Origin of the sequence: Sulfurimonas sp. C5 (genome assembly GCF_029872055.1) — a bacterium.
Classification (GTDB): domain Bacteria; phylum Campylobacterota; class Campylobacteria; order Campylobacterales; family Sulfurimonadaceae; genus Sulfurimonas.
The window spans coordinates 47488-65447 of record NZ_JARXNQ010000004.1 but is presented as its reverse complement, the minus strand read 5'-3'; the positions used below and the strand labels follow the sequence as shown (position 1 = coordinate 65447).

General features: G+C 36.9%; 18 protein-coding genes and 1 pseudogene. 13 read left to right on the top strand and 6 right to left on the bottom strand.

What is annotated here, in order from left to right; translation table 11 throughout:
• Window position 1 precedes the first annotated feature (1 nt).
• From P6N22_RS07945 to rimI, 9 genes are all read left to right on the top strand, one after another.
• Window positions 2–1147: a bifunctional folylpolyglutamate synthase/dihydrofolate synthase gene (locus P6N22_RS07945; protein ID WP_280331844.1), complete on the top strand. Its 1146-nt coding sequence runs from the start codon at window positions 2–4 to the stop codon at window positions 1145–1147.
• Complete coding sequence (locus P6N22_RS07940) at window positions 1140–2081, top strand: M23 family metallopeptidase (protein ID WP_280331842.1); 942 nt, start codon at window positions 1140–1142, stop codon at window positions 2079–2081. The genes P6N22_RS07945 and P6N22_RS07940 overlap by 8 nt, the downstream gene beginning before the upstream one ends.
• Window positions 1997–2368 (top strand): polymer-forming cytoskeletal protein, encoded by a 372-nt coding sequence (locus tag P6N22_RS07935; RefSeq protein ID WP_280331841.1) that lies wholly within the window; start codon window positions 1997–1999, stop codon window positions 2366–2368. Before P6N22_RS07940 ends, P6N22_RS07935 begins: the two co-directional genes overlap by 85 nt.
• The gene (locus P6N22_RS07930) at window positions 2352–5333 is read left to right on the top strand and encodes a DEAD/DEAH box helicase (RefSeq protein ID WP_280331838.1); all 2982 of its coding nucleotides are present in this window, start codon (window positions 2352–2354) and stop codon (window positions 5331–5333) included. Before P6N22_RS07935 ends, P6N22_RS07930 begins: the two co-directional genes overlap by 17 nt.
• Before the next feature lie 3 nt (window positions 5334–5336).
• Window positions 5337–6146, top strand: coding sequence for a TIGR00282 family metallophosphoesterase (locus P6N22_RS07925; RefSeq protein ID WP_280331836.1), 810 nt, complete (start codon window positions 5337–5339; stop codon window positions 6144–6146).
• A 9-nt stretch (window positions 6147–6155) separates the two neighbouring features.
• Entirely contained in the window at window positions 6156–6830 is a 675-nt protein-coding gene (locus P6N22_RS07920) for a response regulator transcription factor (RefSeq protein ID WP_280331834.1), read from the top strand.
• Window positions 6824–7171, top strand: coding sequence for a hypothetical protein (locus tag P6N22_RS07915; RefSeq protein WP_280331832.1), 348 nt, complete (start codon window positions 6824–6826; stop codon window positions 7169–7171). The genes P6N22_RS07920 and P6N22_RS07915 overlap by 7 nt, the downstream gene beginning before the upstream one ends.
• A 63-nt stretch (window positions 7172–7234) precedes the next feature.
• Entirely contained in the window at window positions 7235–8215 is a 981-nt protein-coding gene (locus tag P6N22_RS07910) for a phosphatidylglycerol lysyltransferase domain-containing protein (protein WP_280332033.1), read from the top strand.
• Window positions 8212–8652, top strand: coding sequence for a ribosomal protein S18-alanine N-acetyltransferase (gene rimI / locus P6N22_RS07905; protein WP_280331830.1), 441 nt, complete (start codon window positions 8212–8214; stop codon window positions 8650–8652). The genes P6N22_RS07910 and rimI overlap by 4 nt, the downstream gene beginning before the upstream one ends.
• Here rimI and P6N22_RS07900 read toward each other — a convergent pair.
• The 6 genes and pseudogenes from P6N22_RS07900 to P6N22_RS07875 form a co-directional block, all read right to left on the bottom strand.
• On the bottom strand, window positions 8641–10440 hold the full coding sequence (locus tag P6N22_RS07900) for a DNA polymerase III subunit gamma/tau (RefSeq protein ID WP_280331828.1): 1800 nt from the start codon (window positions 10438–10440) through the stop codon (window positions 8641–8643). The two genes, rimI and P6N22_RS07900, sit on opposite strands and share 12 nt — an antisense overlap.
• Before the next feature lie 67 nt (window positions 10441–10507).
• The gene (gene murD / locus P6N22_RS07895; protein ID WP_280331826.1) at window positions 10508–11707 is read right to left on the bottom strand and encodes a UDP-N-acetylmuramoyl-L-alanine--D-glutamate ligase; all 1200 of its coding nucleotides are present in this window, start codon (window positions 11705–11707) and stop codon (window positions 10508–10510) included.
• Entirely contained in the window at window positions 11704–12447 is a 744-nt protein-coding gene (murI, locus tag P6N22_RS07890) for a glutamate racemase (protein ID WP_280331824.1), read from the bottom strand. The genes murD and murI overlap by 4 nt, the downstream gene beginning before the upstream one ends.
• Window positions 12448–12461: 14 nt before the next feature.
• Complete coding sequence (rho, locus tag P6N22_RS07885; protein WP_280331823.1) at window positions 12462–13814, bottom strand: transcription termination factor Rho; 1353 nt, start codon at window positions 13812–13814, stop codon at window positions 12462–12464.
• A 117-nt stretch (window positions 13815–13931) separates the two neighbouring features.
• Window positions 13932–14177 (bottom strand): annotated as a pseudogene (locus tag P6N22_RS07880) (methyl-accepting chemotaxis protein); the annotation flags it as partial.
• An 866-nt stretch (window positions 14178–15043) separates the two neighbouring features.
• On the bottom strand, window positions 15044–15820 hold the full coding sequence (locus tag P6N22_RS07875) for a TOBE domain-containing protein (protein ID WP_280331821.1): 777 nt from the start codon (window positions 15818–15820) through the stop codon (window positions 15044–15046).
• A gap of 62 nt (window positions 15821–15882) precedes the next feature.
• Between P6N22_RS07875 and surE the strand changes: the two genes are divergently transcribed.
• The 4 genes from surE to P6N22_RS07855 are packed head-to-tail and all read left to right on the top strand — an operon-like array spanning window position 15883 to window position 17917.
• A complete protein-coding gene (surE, locus tag P6N22_RS07870; RefSeq protein ID WP_280331819.1) occupies window positions 15883–16671 on the top strand; it encodes a 5'/3'-nucleotidase SurE in 789 nt (262 codons plus the stop codon).
• Window positions 16664–17305, top strand: coding sequence for a tRNA threonylcarbamoyladenosine dehydratase (locus P6N22_RS07865; RefSeq protein ID WP_280331818.1), 642 nt, complete (start codon window positions 16664–16666; stop codon window positions 17303–17305). The genes surE and P6N22_RS07865 overlap by 8 nt, the downstream gene beginning before the upstream one ends.
• Window positions 17305–17685, top strand: a complete 381-nt coding sequence (locus P6N22_RS07860; RefSeq protein WP_280331816.1) for a hypothetical protein — start codon at window positions 17305–17307, stop codon at window positions 17683–17685. Before P6N22_RS07865 ends, P6N22_RS07860 begins: the two co-directional genes overlap by 1 nt.
• A complete protein-coding gene (locus P6N22_RS07855; RefSeq protein ID WP_280331814.1) occupies window positions 17669–17917 on the top strand; it encodes a thiamine biosynthesis protein ThiF in 249 nt (82 codons plus the stop codon). The genes P6N22_RS07860 and P6N22_RS07855 overlap by 17 nt, the downstream gene beginning before the upstream one ends.
• The last annotated feature ends 43 nt before the right edge of the window (window positions 17918–17960 follow it).

The window sequence follows — 17960 nt, the reverse complement described above, 5'->3', positions numbered from 1 at the left end:
AGTGTTACAGCAGTTTTTAGATTCGAAGCCTCTGTATTATACAGAGATTGATTATACTCGTATGCCAAGAGCCTATGAGTCTATAAAAGAAAAGCTTACTTTACCGAAAATTATCCATATCATAGGAACTAACGGAAAAGGAACAACAGGGCGTTTTTTAGCAACAGCTTTACATAGAAGCGGGGCAAACGTTGTTCACTACACCTCACCTCATATTTTAGAGTTTAATGAACGTATTTGGATAAACGGTGCAAATATCTCTGATGAAACATTGGAGATCTTACATCAGGAGTTACAGACACTACTTGACCCGGAGTTCATTAAAGGTTTGAGTTACTTCGAATATACTACTTTTTTAGCGGTTTTAGCGGCAAGAGAGAGCGACTATCTAGTTTTGGAAGCAGGACTTGGCGGTGAATATGACGCTACGGCTGTTTTTCCAAAAGTTTTAACGCTTGTAACACCTATCGATAAAGATCACGAAGCTTTTTTAGGTGATACGATTGAAAGCATAGCAACAACAAAGCTAAATGCAGTACAAAACAAAGCAATCCTGGCAAAACAAAAACACCAAACAGTATATGAAGTTGCTGAAAAGTTGGCAGAAGAGAAAAATGTAACGATTAAAAAAGTTGCAGATTATATCACCGATGAAGACAAAGAGAAAATCGCTTTAATTGCAAAAGAGAATGATTTGGCAGAGTATCTTGTAGACAATCTTTCTTTGAGTATAGCTGCTTTAAAGGAATTAGGGGTACAATATAGCGAACAATCATTTGTAAACGGCAAGCTGTTTGGACGTTTGAGCCCGCTGGCAGAAAATATTTTAATTGATGTCGGTCACAATGCTTTAGCCGCAGAATCGATTTCTAAGAGTTTAAAAAATTCAAAATATACTTTAGTGTATAATAGTTACAAAGATAAAGACTATAAAGCTATTTTAAAACTTTTAAAGCCTATTATAGAAGAGTTGCTTATTATCGATGTTAAAGATGAGCGGATCGAAAAAAGAGAAAAATTAGAATCTGTTTTGAATGATTTAGAGATCCCTTATAAAAAATTTGAAAAGATAGAAAGTCAAAAAAATTACCTGATATTTGGTTCATTTAGTGTAGCGGAGGCATTTTTAAAGGTGTATCGTGGATAGACATTTTACTGTTACCATTCATGACGAAAACGGTGTAAGACAGTTTAATCTTCATAAGTTTGTAAAAAAAGCACTTTATTATGCTGCTATATTTTTACTTACACTTGCGATGATCGCAGTTGGAACTATTTTATATTTGAACGATTCTGTTGACAGAATGCAGTTGAAAAAAGATAACATAGAAACAGCATATAATGATCTGCAAACACAAAACAGTAATTTGATGGAGAGTATGCAAAAAACACAGGTTTCTTTAGTCGCAAAAAAAGAGGAACTCGAAGAACTTTCCGATTCTTTGGCAGAGATTGAACAAATGATAGGGCTCAAACCTATTGATAACGAAACCTTAGAAGAGCGTGTAAGTTTGGCCAAACTAAGCTCATCACAGCGTCTAACTCTTTTAAATCTTATTCCTAGCGGTTCTCCTGTTGAATATAATGGTATTACTAGTAAATTCGGTTACAGAATCCATCCAACTTTAAACAGAGAAGAGTTTCATCGTGGAACTGATCTTAAAGCGGCAATGAACACACCTATTTATGCTACGGCTGACGGGCTGGTAGAATGGGCTGGATTTCATAAAAGCAGCGGCTATGGAAACCTGATAATTTTAGAACATGTGTACGGATTTAAATCTTACTTCGGACATTTAAATAAAATTGTGATAAAATCCGGGCAATTTGTAAAAAAAGGGCAGCTTATAGGATATACCGGTAACTCAGGGATGAGTAACGGACCGCATCTCCATTATGAGATCCGTTTTATTCACAGAGTTTTAAATCCATATTATTTTGTAAAATGGACACAGCAAAACTATAATGAAATTTTTGAAAAGGAGAAAAAGGTTCCATGGCAATCTTTAATAACAGCGACATCGAGAATAACGTATCAACCGATTCTAACACAACAATTATCACAACTGGAGCAAAGATAAAAGGGGAGTTAGAACTCTCTTGCAATCTTTACATTGATGGTGTTTTAGAAGGAAATATTCACTCTACAAAAGAGGTGAATGTCGGTAAAAACGGACATATTAAAGGTGCTATCCATACTGAAAGACTTATTGTTCAAGGTTTTGTAGAAGGAACAATTGACGCAGACAGAGTAGAAATTAAAGCTGCGGGTCGTGTAACGGGTGAAATTAAATCAGGTGAACTTGTTATTGAAGCCAAAGGGATTTTTGAAGGAAATTCGATCATAAAAAATGACACAACTTTATAATTATTTTAAAACTTCGAAGGATGATCTAGAGGTTTTAATTTGTGAAGATCTCAAAGAAGCTCATGAATTAGAGAGCGTAGCGAGATTTTTTAACAAAGAAGTTATAGTTTTTCCGGACTTTAGAGCAGCGCGTGGCGATGACCTGCGCTCTTATAAAGAGGAATTACAAGAACTTCTGTACAAATTGAAAAACTATTACACAGCTGTAAAGAAGCCTTTAGTACTCGCTCCACTAAAAAGTCTGCTCTTCCCACTTCCAAAAAAAGAATATTTAGATTCACAGAAACTTGAGTTTGGTTCAGAGATTGATCTTAGTGCATTTAAAGAAAAGATGCTCTACTGGGGATACACGTTTGTAGATATGGTACAGGTTGAAGGTGAGATCTCTCATCGCGGTGATATCCTGGATATCTTTGTACCAGGTTCTACGCAACCTGTACGTATTTCTCTTTTTGACGTAGAGATTGAACAGATTAAAACTTTTGATCTAGAGACGCAGAGAACTACGGGTGAAGAGTTAGACAGTATTGAGATAAACTGTGCCTTTTTCGCCCTTGATGAAGAGGGATTTAATACTCTCAACAATAAGATTGAAAATAGTGAATACGACGCACTCTCACGCGATATTGCCTCTCTTGGTTTATGGCATCTGGATGAACTGGCAGAAAACTTTTTAGAGGGTAAAAACGTAAAACTCTCACGTAATCTGGATGACCTGTTAAAAGATGCCTACGGTATTAACAATCCGATCATATCAAGAGAATGTTTCAACCTTGATATTTTAGAAGAAAACGATGATATCAAAGAGTTGGTAGTTGCCGATGTGGCACAACTTCTAAAAGTGCATCAAGATAAAAAGATCACAATCATTGCGGCAAACAAAGCGACGATCAAACAAGCAGGAATCTATGATACTGCAAAGCTTAATATTGTTGAAGCACCGTATATTTTAAACATTATCACTCCTAATGAAGTTGTAATATCTCTGAACAAGCCGGATAAAAAACGTCGTCGCCGTAAAAGCTCTATTTTACTCGATGATCTAAAAGCGGGTGATTATGTTGTTCACGAAGAATACGGTGTAGGTATATTTGAGAAGATTGAGCAAGCTGAAATTCTCGGAGGTGTAAAAGATTTTATCGTTATCAAATATGTGGGTGATGACAAGATCCTTTTACCTGTTGAAAACCTTGACTATATCGATCGTTATATTGCAAGCGGTGGTGGTGTACCTGTACTTGATCGTCTCGGAAAAGGAAGTTTCGGAAAATTAAAAGAGAAAGTTCGTAAACGTCTTTTAGAGATAGCGGGACAGATAGTAAACATTGCCGCAGCACGTGCACTTATTAAGTCTCCAAAAATCTCAGTAGAGCAAAAAGAGCTCAAAGAGTTTCAAGCATTAAGCGGTTTTGAATACACAGATGATCAGACACAGGCCGTTGCAGAGATAATTTCTCAAATGTCTTCTGGCAAGATTATGGACAGACTTCTTAGTGGTGATGTTGGTTTTGGAAAAACGGAAGTAGCGCTTAATACTATCTTTGCAGCTTGGAAATCGGGTTATCAGTCTGCTTTCATTGTACCTACTACATTACTCTCAGCTCAACACTTTAGAAGTCTGGATGAGCGTTTTAAAGAGATGAAGATCCGTTATGCAAAGCTTGACCGCTTCGTATCTACAAAAGATAAAAACAATATCATTAAAGCTTTGGCTTCGGGTGAGCTTGATTGTGTCGTTGGAACACATGCACTTTTTGGACTAGATTTTAAAAATCTGGGTGTCGTGATTGTAGATGAAGAACACAAATTCGGTGTGAAACAAAAAGAGAAGATTAAAGAGCTGTATCATAATGTTCATATGCTCTCTATGTCGGCAACACCGATTCCGAGATCTTTAAATCAGGCCCTGAGCTCAATTAAGACTATGAGCCAGCTTCTAACGCCTCCTAGTGAGCGTCAAGGTGTGCGTACATTTGTTAAAGAGTATGATGAAAAGCTGATCAAAGAGGTAATTTTACGTGAGCTTCGCCGTGGTGGACAGGTGTTTTATGTACATAATTCAATCGATCATATGCCTATTAAGATGGGGGAGATGAAAGCGATCTTACCTGATCTGCGTATATTAATGCTCCACTCAAAGGTATCAGCAAGCGAGACGGAAAAAGAACTGCTCAAGTTTGAAGCGGGTGAGTACGATATGATGATTGCAACTTCAATCATCGAGAGTGGTATCCATATGCCTCGCGTTAATACTATTATAATTGACGGAGCGGACCGTTTTGGTATTGCAGACCTGCACCAGTTGCGCGGTCGTGTTGGACGTGGACACATAGAAGGGTTTGCATACTTCATTGTAGAGAATAAAGAGAATCTGACGGATGAAGCAAAAAAACGTCTTTTAGCATTAGAGTCAAATTCGTTCTTGGGAAGCGGATCAGTGCTAGCACATCACGATTTAGAGATCAGAGGTGGCGGTAACTTAGTGGGTGATGCACAAAGCGGACATATTAAAAACATTGGTTACTCACTTTACCTGAGAATGTTAGAAGATGCGATCAAAGAGCTCAGCAACACTGTTGAAGATAAAAAATCAAAAGTAGATATTAAGCTGACGATTTCGGCATATCTCTCAGATGAGATTATTAAAGAAGATCGTCTTCGTCTAGATGTATACAGACGTCTGTCTCAATGTGAAGAGCCCGTTGAAGTATATGAGATCGAAGAGGAGCTCATTGACAGGTTCGGTGAGCTTGATGTTGTGACAAAACAGTTTATAGAGATGATGGTTATTAAACTTTTAGCTTTAGAGAAAAAGATAAAAACAATTATGAACTATGGGCAAAACATTACGTTTACCTATTTGAATGACTCTAAAGAGATGATTAAATCAGATTCAAAAGATGATGATGATATCATCAAAGCAACGCTTTATTATTTACGAAACAATAAACCAAAGGTATTATAGATTATGAAAATAGCATTTATCGGAGATATTATAGGACGTCCCGGACGTGAAATGATCCAAAAACATCTGCCTCAGATCAAAGAGGAATATGGTGTGGATTTTGTGATCGCAAACTATGAAAACGCATCTCACGGTTTTGGACTGACTACAAAAAACTACTCTGAACTTCTCTCCTTTGGTGTAAATGTGATGACGGGTGGAAATCATACTTGGGACAAAAAAGACATTCTTCCACTTTTAGAAGAGGAAACTATGCTTCGTCCCGATAACTATCCTGAGGATGTTATAGGAACTGGGTGCAGGATATATGAAGTTGGCAATGAAAAACTGGCAGTACTCAATATCATGGGACATTACGGGATGCCGTATGTGGACAATGCATTTCGCTGTGCACAAAAGAGAGTAGAAGAGTTACATAACGCAGGTGTAAAAAACATCTTTGTAGATTTTCATGCGGAAGCTACAAGTGAAAAGCGTGCCATGATGATGTTGCTTCAAGGAAAAGTAAGTGGTATAATTGGCACACATACACATGTCGGCAGTGATGATCTGCAAATTGCAAACAACACGGCATATCTTACAGACATGGGTCTGACGGGTTGCCGTGACAATGTTATAGGAATGGATCCGAAACAACCCCTAAAGCAGTTTTTAACAGGATTAAAAGGGCATTTCGATATACCGAAAAAGTGTAAGAAGATTTTACAGATTGCCATTATGGAGCTGGATGAGGGAAAATGTCTCTCAGCCTGCAAACTCAAAGTGTTTGATGACGGCCGTGTACTTAAAACAGATGCGTGGATCGAAGAATAAAGGAAAAGAATGTCTGCAAATATTGTTATCGTTGAAGATGAAGAAGATTTACTCGAACTCTTGGAATATACACTTCAAAAAGAGGGGTATGAGACAATAGGGTTTTTAAACACAAAAACCGTAGCACAGATACTTGAAGAGGAGGAGATCGATCTTATGATCATGGATCGTAACCTTCCAGGCGTAGAGGGGAGTGAGTTTGTCTCAGAACTTCGTGAAGACGGTATAGATGTCCCGGTTATTTTTCTTAGTGCAAAAGACAAAGAGGAGCATATCGAAGAGGGATTTGTCCGCGGTGGCGATGACTACATTACAAAACCTTTTAACATGAAAGAGCTGATTCTCCGTGTAAAATCTATCTTAAAAAGAACTTCTAAAAAAGTAGCCGAAGGGAAACTCTCTTACAGAGACATGGTACTTGACAGAAGTACAAGAGAGTTAAAAGTTGATGGAAAACCGGTTGAGGTGACAAAACTCGAATTCGATCTTCTCTGTGAATTTATTACAAATAAAAACAGTGTACTTGATCGTGATTATCTCCTTGAAAATGTATGGCAGGATTCTCAAAACTATCAGTATAAAACCGTAAACGTAGCGATTAACAGACTCAAAGAAAAAATTGATCCTGATAAAACAAAAGACTACATTCAAACGGTCAGAGGTGTTGGTTACAAGTTATGTTAAGTATCAAAAATAGAATTTATTTACTTTTCTTTCTCATACTTACTGCAGTGTTTGCAATTATCGGACTTGTGTTGTACTACACATTGGTAGATACTCAATTACCTCCTGATTTTTGGTTCTCTTACTTTGAACTTGTATTTATTTTATATGTAGTGAGTTACTACTCTTTGAAAAAATTTGTCTTTAAACTCGACAAAGATATTGATGCATTAACAAACTATCTAGAAGAGTTAAACAATAAAAACTATGAAGCAGAGTTAGAAATACACCATAATCTGGAGTTCTTAAAAATCTCCGTACTTCTTAAAAATATCGTCAAAAGACTTTACAAAAAAAAATAACTGCAAATCATTAAAAAAGGAGTATGATTCCGAAAAAATAGTTCAATGAAGGAATTGTACACTTTGGCAAATCTTACAGTCAAAAAACAAGTTTTAAAACCTTTCACTCTCAAAGCAAAAAAGATAATGGAAAAGTATCTTGCAAAAGTTGAAGTGGATATCAGCGATTATACATTTGCGGCAAATTATATTTGGCTTGCTAACAGCAGCGGTTTTTATGCAGTTATCAATAAATGTTTTTGTCTTTTCGTAATGACGGGTGGGGAACTGACTATGCTACTTCCACCTTTAGGAAAGAAAAAAAATACGACAAAAGCAATCATAAAATGTTTTGGTATTATGAATGCAAATAACAGTTCTCCATATTATGCCCGTATAGATTATGTACAGTCTTCAATGTTAGAAGAGTTTATTAAAGATACTGATGAGGGGGAGAGTATTTTTGAAATGCTCGAACACTATCTGGTAGAGAAGAAACTTGTAGATTATGTTTATAATGTAGAAAGTCTGATCAAATTAAACGGGAATAACTATCATACGAAAAGAACAGAGATCAATAAGTTTGTAAAGTCGTATCCGGAACACATGATAGAGACACTTGATACGACAAAACACAAAGAGGGGATACTCAATTTATTTAACAAATGGGTCTCTGACAGGGTGAAGTATATGCCAAAAGAGGAAGCAGAAGTTTTCTTAGAAGGGATACATCAAGAGAGACACGCAATCAAACAGATGTTGAAACATTACGAGCAATTAGGATTGATAGGGCTGGTTATCTATATAGATGATGAGATCAAAGGTTTTACTGTCGGTGAGCAAATTAATGCAGATACGGCAACGGTCATCATTGAAAAAACAGATTTTGAAATACTTGGATGCGCTCAATACATCTTTAGAGAGTTTTCAAAGAACTTGCAAGAGCATTTCGGAATTAATTATATCAACGTAGGTGATGATATGGGCTTTGAAAATCTTCGTAAAGTTAAAATGTCGTACAGACCTTATAGACTTGTACCGAAATATACAATTTATCAAAAATGATTCTCAGATATGCGCAAAGTAACGATGCAAAAGAGTTGTTTCTTTTAGAAAACAGGCTCTTTAAAGAGGAAAACTATCCTCTTTCGCTAGCATCTTTTAGATATCATATAAGACATAATTTTCTATATGTCGCAGAGGTAGAAGAAAAAATAGTCGGATATGTTTTGGTACTTATCAAACGAAAAACTGCAAAACTTTATTCCATTGGGATTGATGAAGAATTTAGAGGAAAGGGTATCTCTACAAAACTTATCATAGCAGCTTTGGATAAAGTTGCTATGTTGGGATTTGAAAAAATAGTTTTAGAGGTGCGTATAGATAACAAGAGTGCTTTAGCACTCTATAAAAAATTTGGATTTCAAACGATAAAACAAGAGGTTCACTTTTACCGTGACGGGTGTGATGCTTACATTATGTCTTTAGATTTAAATCTTTGACTGGATAGTTACTTTTTTTGCTTCAAAAAGCTCAATTGCTTTTTGTACCATTGGTTCTTTTGTAATGTCTGTGCCGTTTATTTCATCTTGATGTGAAGGCTCATCACAGTTTGTCACACAACTTGCACTTCCACCCATCTCCATATCAGCTGTTGTTGAACCACTTTGCGGTGCTTCTTGCATCTGCGGAGGAGTTTGTACTGCCTCTGGTGTAGGTTGAGGCATCTCCTCTTTTACTTTCTGTTGTTGTACAGGTTCAGGGATAATTGGTTCTGTTTGTGGCTTTTCTATTGGTTTGCTACAGGCTATCCCCTTGATTTGAGTTTCAAAACCGAAGGTTTCGCGTACAAGCTGTTTAATTACAGAGTAACCATGCTTGAGCAGCTTTTTACAGTTATCGTCTGCACAACTCTCCCAAGTCAGTACATCATCTGCAAAAGAGACAAATGTGATGTTATGTTTGAAACATTCACCGAGTTCATAATTACGATCTGCAATTGCTGCAACAAGTGTGTTGAATTTTTCTAAATTCGGATCAACAATTTGAGGCTGTGGTGCTACAATTTCCTCTTGAACTTCTTCTTGTATTTGCATCTCTTGCGGTTGCACTTCTTGAGCTTGAGGTTCTGCTTGTACAGCTACAGCTTCTTGTTTTGGTGCTGCCATCTCAGGAGTCGTACTTTGGATCTTGATTCTCGCAGCGGCTAGTTGCTCACTCGGAATCTCTTTTTCAAACGATTCGATCATCTGATCGATCTCTTTGATTTTGAGTGCTTCGATCATCTTGAAAAAGATCATTGAAAGTACAAATGAACCATCAGCATTGATGCTGAAAAGGTATTTTGAATCACTTAATATTCTAAAGAATCTGTCTAATACCAGAGTTGAAAAGAGTGCATCGTGGTTGTACATCTTCTCTTTTAAGTAGGCGATGAGTTCATCAACAACCATCTCACTGTCATAATCTTCGAGTACTTTTGTAAGCTCTACAAGTTTTGCGTAATCTTTTGCAAATACGGCATTGAAAAGCTGAGCGATAAACTGAGGATCAACAAGTCCTAGCATATCTGTAACAGTCGGTACGTCAACGTGTCCTTTAGAGTAAATAATAGCTTGGTCTAAAAGTGTTAGAGTATCACGTAATGAGCCGCTTCCGCTGCGTGCTAAAATCTCTAAAGCATCATGTTCGTAAGCAATCCCTTCAAGGTTTAAAATGTGTGCTAAATGCTCTACGATTTTATGTGTAGCAATACTTTTAAATCTAAAGTGCTGCGTACGGCTGAGTATTGTTGCAGGCAGTTTTAACGGGTCTGTAGTAGCCAAGATAAACTTTACATATTCAGGGGGCTCTTCAAGAGTTTTCAGCAGGGCATTGAAAGCCTCTTTTGTAAGCATGTGAACTTCATCTATAATGAAGATTTTAAATCTTGCTACGGCAGGGCGGTATTTTGTTTGTTCTATTAAGTCACGGATATCATCGATCTTACGGCTTGAAGCACCATCCATTTCAATAATGTCCATATGACGGTTTTCAACTGACATAACACAGTTTTCACAGTTGCCACAAGGGTGGTGAGAAACCCCTTCTTCACAAATGAGTGCTTTAGCAAAGATACGTGCCGTTGATGTTTTCCCGCTTCCTCTAAGACCTGAAAAGAGGTAAGCGTGAGAGAGTCTTTGAGAGTCTAATGCAAGCGATAGTGTTTGGGCAATAGTCTCTTGCCCGATCAACTCATCGAAATTTTTTGGACGGTATTTTCTTGCTAATACTTCAGAGCTGTTTTTCACCTTTTGGACTCCCTATTGTAATTAGAGAGATTTTAGCATTTATAGAGTTAAAAGATTATTACGTGGCTTAGAGTTGTGCCACGCTTTCTTTAAAAAGGTTTCCTCTGTGAGCGTATGATTGGAACTCATCCAAACTTGCTGCAGCAGGGGAAAGTAGGGCAACTTCACTCTCTTTGAGCGAGTGATCTATAATGTTTACGGCATCTACAAGATCTTTACATTTATGTGCAGCAACACCGTAGTTTTGCGCCAGTGTCATCAGTCTCTCTTTATTTGAACCGATTGCATAAATTTTTAAATTTTTTCTTTGTAAAAATACAAACAGTTCATTCAAATCAACTCCTTTATCATCTCCGCCCAAAATAAGATGTATAAAATGATCTTCGTAGCGTTTTACAGCCGCAATAGTTGCATCTAAATTTGTTGCTTTTGTGTCATTTACCCAAAGGCGTTTTTGTGCATCGTAAAACTCTTCCTGACGGTGAGGATCTAATACAAAGGTGTTTATCTTTTCATATTCAATGCGATCAAAAACGATTTTATCTACAGACATTGCTAAAAGAGCATCCATTAAAAATGCCCCTTTGAAATTTACTTTTTCTATGTTGATACCGAATTGTTCTGCTAAGTCCGCTTCATCTTTGTATGTAATGATATTAGCAGCACTTGTAGCATCTTTGTACGCTTCGGGGATAATTGCAGTCGAGCCTTTTTTCATAAGCTTTAGAGGCTTGAGTTTAGCATCGATATATTCTTGCATTGATCCGTGCCAAGAGAGGTGATCAGGGCTAAGAGGTAAAAGTACATAGATATTCGGGCTAGCTTCATTTGTATAGTGGATCGTAAAAGAGCTTGTCTCTAAAATCCAGATCGGAGCTTTAGCATCAAGTGCAGCCAATGGTGTCCCTATATTACCGCCTGCAATACCGCCTTTGTCCGCCAGAAGGTGTTGTGTCATCTGTGTAGTAGTAGTCTTACCGTTTGTTCCACTGATCCATATTTTGAGATTCATTACATCTTTAAAATAGTCATATTCACTGATAAGGTGTTTCGCACTTTCTATGAGTTTATGGTGCGGGGGCATGCCCGGTGAAGGAATTTCCAAATCGGAAAAGTCAGGATTGAACTCTGATGAAGGACGGACAATGAAGTTGTTTTCATCAAAATATGGTTCTTTAACGTTATCGTCATAAAATACTGCATTTTTTAGTACGTGACCAAGTGCTTTAGTGGTTACACCGTAACCAAAAAGGGAGATTCGTTTCATAGTTCAAGCCATTTGTTTGCAATACTGCGGAGTGCTTCAGGATTCTCAGAAGCAAAAAATTTAAGTGTCGGTGTCGGGTACTTTTTAGAGAGGTCAAATTGCGTATGTAAATACTCAACGATTGCATCTCCTGAGTGAACCAGTTTTGTTTCACCGCCGAAATAGTTTTGTAATTCATCTGCTATAAGAGGGAAGTGTGTGCATCCTAATATCACGGCATCAGGCTTGGAAACATTTTTAAAATAGTGTTTCATCGTTTCGTCTAAAATAGTACTGTTGTTTAATTCCTCTTCAACGATAGGTACAAAAAGAGGAGTTGCAAGGGATTTGATATTTGTATATGAATGTTGAGTGAGTCCGTTTTCATACGCTTGTGAGTTAATAGTTGCTTTTGTCCCTAAAACAAGAACATTTGCATCTTTGTTGTCAAGCATATTTGCACAAGCAAGAACTCCTGCTTCCACAACACCGATAACAGGACACGATGCAGTTTCGTTCATCTCTTTTAATGCGTAGGCACTTACTGTATTACAAGCAACAACGATCATGTCTAGATCGAAATTTTTAAACATCTCAACCGCTTCGATACCGTAACGGATGATTGTGTTTTTGTCTTTTGAACCGTAAGGGACACGCGCTGTGTCTCCGTAGTAGACTATCTCTTCAAAAAGTTGGTGCTTTAGAAGTGACTTAACAACTGTTAAGCCTCCAATACCGCTGTCAAATACACCTATGCGCATAAGTTTAGTCCGCCTTACTTATCTGTATTCATACTCTCTAAGAACTCTTCGTTCGTTGCTTTTTTACCCATTGTATTGTAGATAAATTTAAGCGCTTCTACTTCATCGTCTTGTTTATGTAACATTTGACGTAAAATAAATACTTTTTGTAATGTTTCAGTACCGATAAGAAGATCATCTTTACGAGTACCAGATTTAAGGATATCGATCGCTGGGAAGATACGTCTGTCTGCAATTTTTCTATCAAGAACAACTTCAGAGTTACCAGTCCCTTTGAACTCTTCAAAGATAACTTCATCCATTCTGCTTCCAGTGTCAATCAGTGCAGTAGCAACGATTGTTAAACTTCCGCCGTTTTCAATGTTACGTGCAGCACCGAAGAATCTTTTTGGTTTATGTAAAGCATTTGCATCCACACCACCTGAAAGTACCTTACCGCTTGAAGGTGTTACAGTATTGTATGCACGAGCAAGACGAGTGATAGAGTCAAGTAAGATAACAACATCACGTCCAAGTTCTACACGACGTTTAGCTTTCTCAATTACCATTTCAGCTACTTTTACGTGGTTTTTCGCAGGCATATCGAAAGTTGAACTGTAAACTTCACCTTTAACGCTGCGCTCCATGTCAGTAACCTCTTCAGGTCTCTCATCTACTAGAAGTACCATTAAGTCAACTTCAGGATGGTTGTTTGTAATACCGTGAGCGATCTCTTTTAAAAGCTCTGTTTTACCGCTTCTTGGAGGTGCAACAATAAGACTTCTTTGCCCTTTACCAATAGGTGCAAAAAGGTCCATCATACGACCAGTAAAACCTTTTTCTTTATATTCAAGTTTTAATTGTTCTTGTGGATATAGAGGAGTTAAGTTATCAAATAGAGGACGTTTTTTAGACTCTTCAGGTGGAAGAGAGTTTACCGCTTCTATTTTGATAAGTGCGTAGTATCTTTCTTGATCTTTTGGAGGACGAACTTGTCCTGTTACAACGTCACCGTTTCTTAATGCGAAACGACGGATTTGCGTATTTGATACATATGCATCGTTGATTGATTCGTTAAATGATTTGTCGATTGAACGGATAAAACCGTAACCGTCTTGCATGATCTCTAAAATACCGCTGAATAGGATATACCCACCTTGAGCAGTTTGTGCTTTTAAGATCTCGAAGATAACGTCTTGACGTTTTAGTTCATTTGGTTGTTCAACACCTAATTCTGTTGCCAGTTCAACTAATTCGTCAATACTTTTTATACGTAACTCTTCAACACTAGAACCGCTTACAGGAGTATGAGTTCTTTTTGAATTGTTATTATTAGTTTTACTGTTCTTGTTGTTTTTACGGGGTTGTGATTGTGTAGTTTCACTCATAAAATGTCTACCTTAGATTTTTTTTGGATTGTTAGTATGAGAAAGATTTAAGATAAGAAGCGTATCTTTTGATACCGTAATTTTACACTATTAAAGTATCGAAAGTCAAGTTTTAAGATTTGCAATGCCATCAACAACTGCTGAAATCTCTACTTTTGCCTCACTTAACGTCTTTTGTGTACGCTCTGCCAATTTACGTACTTCATCGGCAACAACGGCAAAACCGCGACCATGTTCACCGGCACGTGCAGCTTCAATTGCTGCATTAAGAGCAAGTAAATTTGTTTGTTCTGCAATATCTGCGATTGTGTCTAAAATTGAATTAATATCTTGACTTTGATGTTGTACGTTATTTAATCTTTCTTCAAATTCAAAGTTATCTTGATCTTGTAATTGGAGTTGTTCTTTACAATTTTCAAGTTCATTTTGCAGGTTTTCACTATTTGTTTGCTGCATATGTAGTTGTTCTTGGAGCTCTTTGACTTGTTCCTGCAAGTTCTCTTTTTCTCGATCGAGCATTTGTTGTAACTCTGAGAGTTTCGTTTCATATGAAGAAGTTGTGTTTTTTAACTCTGAAGTTTGCAGTTCGAAATTTTTTGAATGTACATTGTTTTGCTCTTGAAGCATTGTAATTTGTTTTTGTAATTCTTTATTCTCTTCTTCGCTGTACTTTTGCGAAGGAGTTTGTATTACACTTTTTGAAATTGCATTTTTAGGGCGAAGAAACATAGCAAGTATAAACCCTACAAAAAAAGCTGCTATTCCTGCAATCATTGTATATACCCAGGAGTGCTGCTTGAGTACTTTTTCTTTATATACAATTTTATCTTTGTAGATAACAGTTGCTTCTTGAGGTTTTTGTTCAGCGATGAGCTCTTTTGCCTCACTGTTTATTTTTTTATAAAGCTCTTTGATCTCTTGAAGTTCTTTAGTGTCAATTTTTGTATTGAGTGCATCAAGCTGTGATAAGGTTTTTGTCTGAAGAGTATCAAGAGTTTGGACTTTTGTTTCATCAAGACTCAGAGCCGATGTTATTTTGTCATGGGTAGAAAGTATGAGATAGTATAGGGCGACTTTCTCTTCTGGCGTAAGAGTAGAGGAAATAGCATCAATTTTGGTATTGAGTTCTCTATAATCAGTTTCGATTTCTGAGGAAAATAATGTTGTAATAAATAAAAGAGATAATAGTATATTTTTCATGCCTTAAACTAGCAAGATTTATACCAATACTAAAGACCTATAATGACATTTGCATAATCAATAACGGCAAATGCTTTATCCCCTTGTTTGAGTTGTTGTAATTCTTTATTTGAAGTAGAAGAGGTGAGGGAAAATTTTTCATTGATCTGTAAAGTGATTTCACTGTCTGTTTCATTGCTGATAATCGATTCAACTACACCTTCAATAACATTTGTCTTGGCAGTATCTTGAGGTTTTTGTGTAGTGATCTGAATATCACTTGATTTGATGATGCCGTAAACTTCACTGCCAACACGTAGGTTCATGCTCTCGGCAGATTTTGCCGTGATTGAAGAATGCAGTGTACCGCCGCCTGCGATCTCCATAGAGATAACGGCATTGATTTTATTGATTGTGATTTGTGAAATGGTAGCAAGGAGTTGATTTCTTGCACTTGTTGTTAAAAAAAGACGGTTTAAAATTTGTGCAAGATGTTCAGGGTTGTCTCCCGCTTCACTAAATCTATTTATAAATTGACGGTGAAGTTCATCAAGTTTTTTATAGGTATTGATGAGTTCATAAGCATAATCTGTCAGCTTTGTACCGCCTCCGCCTTTGCCACCTATCGTTCTTAAAATAATAGGTTCATCCGCAAGTTCATTCATACTGTTTATGCGTTCCCAAGCAGCTTTATAGCTCATTTTCATCTCTTTGGCAGCTGCATTGATTGAACCGGTTTGTGCAATTTTTTCTAAGAGTTCGATTCTTCCGGATCCTAAAAAACTTTTATCATTTTTTGTCAGCCAGAATCTTCCATCAATTTTCATTTACACATACCCTTCGGATTAAAGTTAGGCAAATTTTACCATATTGTTTGTAAAATATGTTTATGGAAAAAAGATATACGATACTTGTAACGAACGATGATGGATATGAAGCCAAAGGATTATTGGCTTTAAAAAATATTTTACAAACTATAGTTGATGTAGAGGTGATAGTAGTTGCACCTGCAAATGAAAAGTCTGCCTGCGGACACTCTTTGACACTTGTACGACCTTTGCGTTTTATCTCTGTAGATGATGATTTTTATAAACTTGATGACGGGACACCGACAGATTGTATATATCTCTCTTTGAGTACTATGTTTGAAGAAACAAAGCCTGATCTTGTAATTAGTGGAATTAATCGCGGCTCAAACATGGGTGAGGACATAACATATTCCGGGACTGCTGCTGGGGCCATGGAAGGTGTGTTACACGGAATTCCTTCTATTGCAATCTCTCAGGTGATGGACTTTACGAATCCTGACGGTGATTTTTCACTGGCACAAAAAACTATCAAATCTTTGGTAGAGAAAATTAAAAGCGGGACTTTTCCTTTACCTGAGAGGGAGTTTTTAAATATTAATATCCCTCCTGATGTGGAGGAAGCCGAGATAAAAGTCACATATGCAGGATACAGACACTATGAAAACGATTCTCACGTACATAGAAATCCGAGAGGGGAAGAGTATCATTGGTTAGGTCTCCATCCGCTTTCATTTTCTCCGAGAAAAGGAGTGAGTACTATGAGTGACTTTGAAGCGATTGAACAGGGACATATCTCTATTACACCTATTATGCTTGATTTGAGTGCTTATAAAAGTATAAATCAACTGCAAGAGTGGATCGATGGCTAGATATACAAGAACGAGACTACTTTTTGGCAATGATTTCGATAGGCTGCAAAATGGAAAAATTATTTTACTCGGTGTAGGAGGGGTTGGAAGTTTTTGTCTTGATTGTTTGTACAGAAATGGAATTACAGACATTACTATTGTCGATTTTGACACATATGATCAAACGAACCAAAACCGTCAAATGTGGTCGGAACTGCACGAGCATGAAGTGAAAGTGGATGCCCTGCAACAGCACTATCCGGAGATAAAAATAATTCATCAAAGAATTGATGAGGAGTGGGTGAAAAACTTTGATTTTGATGAGTATGACTTGGTTCTTGATGCAATCGATGACACAAAAGCAAAACTTGCATTGGCTCAAAAGTGTTACAAAAAACTGATTTCATCTTTTGGAAGTGCAAAAAGGCTTGACCCTACACAGGTGCAAGTAGCAGATATCTGGAAAAGTTACGGGGATAAGTTCGGCTCAAAGATCCGTTATGAACTGAGAAAAAGAAAGTTTACCAAAAAGTATAAAGTGATCTTCTCTTCTGAAGAGGCACAAATTAAAGAAAAGGGCAGTTTTATGGGTGTGACTGCCACTTTTGGTTTGACGATGTGTGCAGAAGCAATTAAAATGTTAAGGAAAAAATAGTGTTTGATTTTTTTGATAGTGACTGGTTTAACATAGCACTGGAGATTTTTTTTGTAATATTAATAAGTTATGATGTCAAACGTTATATGGAGACAAAAAAAGGTGAATTCCTTGTCAATATAGTTATAACATTAGGGTTCGCAATCTGGACACTCTATCCATATTATAAATCTTATTTTGGCTGGGAAAATCCTCAAAAAGAAAAAATACTATCGGCTTGTGCAAACGATCAAAATCAAACCTTATGTACTTGTGTGAATGAGAAGCTTTTTAAAGAGTACACATATCAAGAGTATAAAGCGATTGATATAAACGGCACGGAGTATTTAGAATTTTTAAAAGATGCAAAAGAGGATTGCAGCGATGACGGATGGTTTTGACCTAAGCTCACCTCTTGTATGTGAGGGAATTATCGGTGATGGCTGTGGCGGTGGCAGAATCTTTTTTGTGGAAGATGAAAAACTGCAGGTATATGACCCTTTCACCAAGGAAGTAAAAGTGTTGTTAGCCGATATAAAAGATGTACAGCGTATTAGCAAATCAGGATGTATCATCTCGCTGCAAAAGTTAGATGATATAGAAGAGTTTGATATTTCAACTTTCAAACACTAATTTTGATATAATTATGTAAAGAAACAAAAAATTATTTATTTAG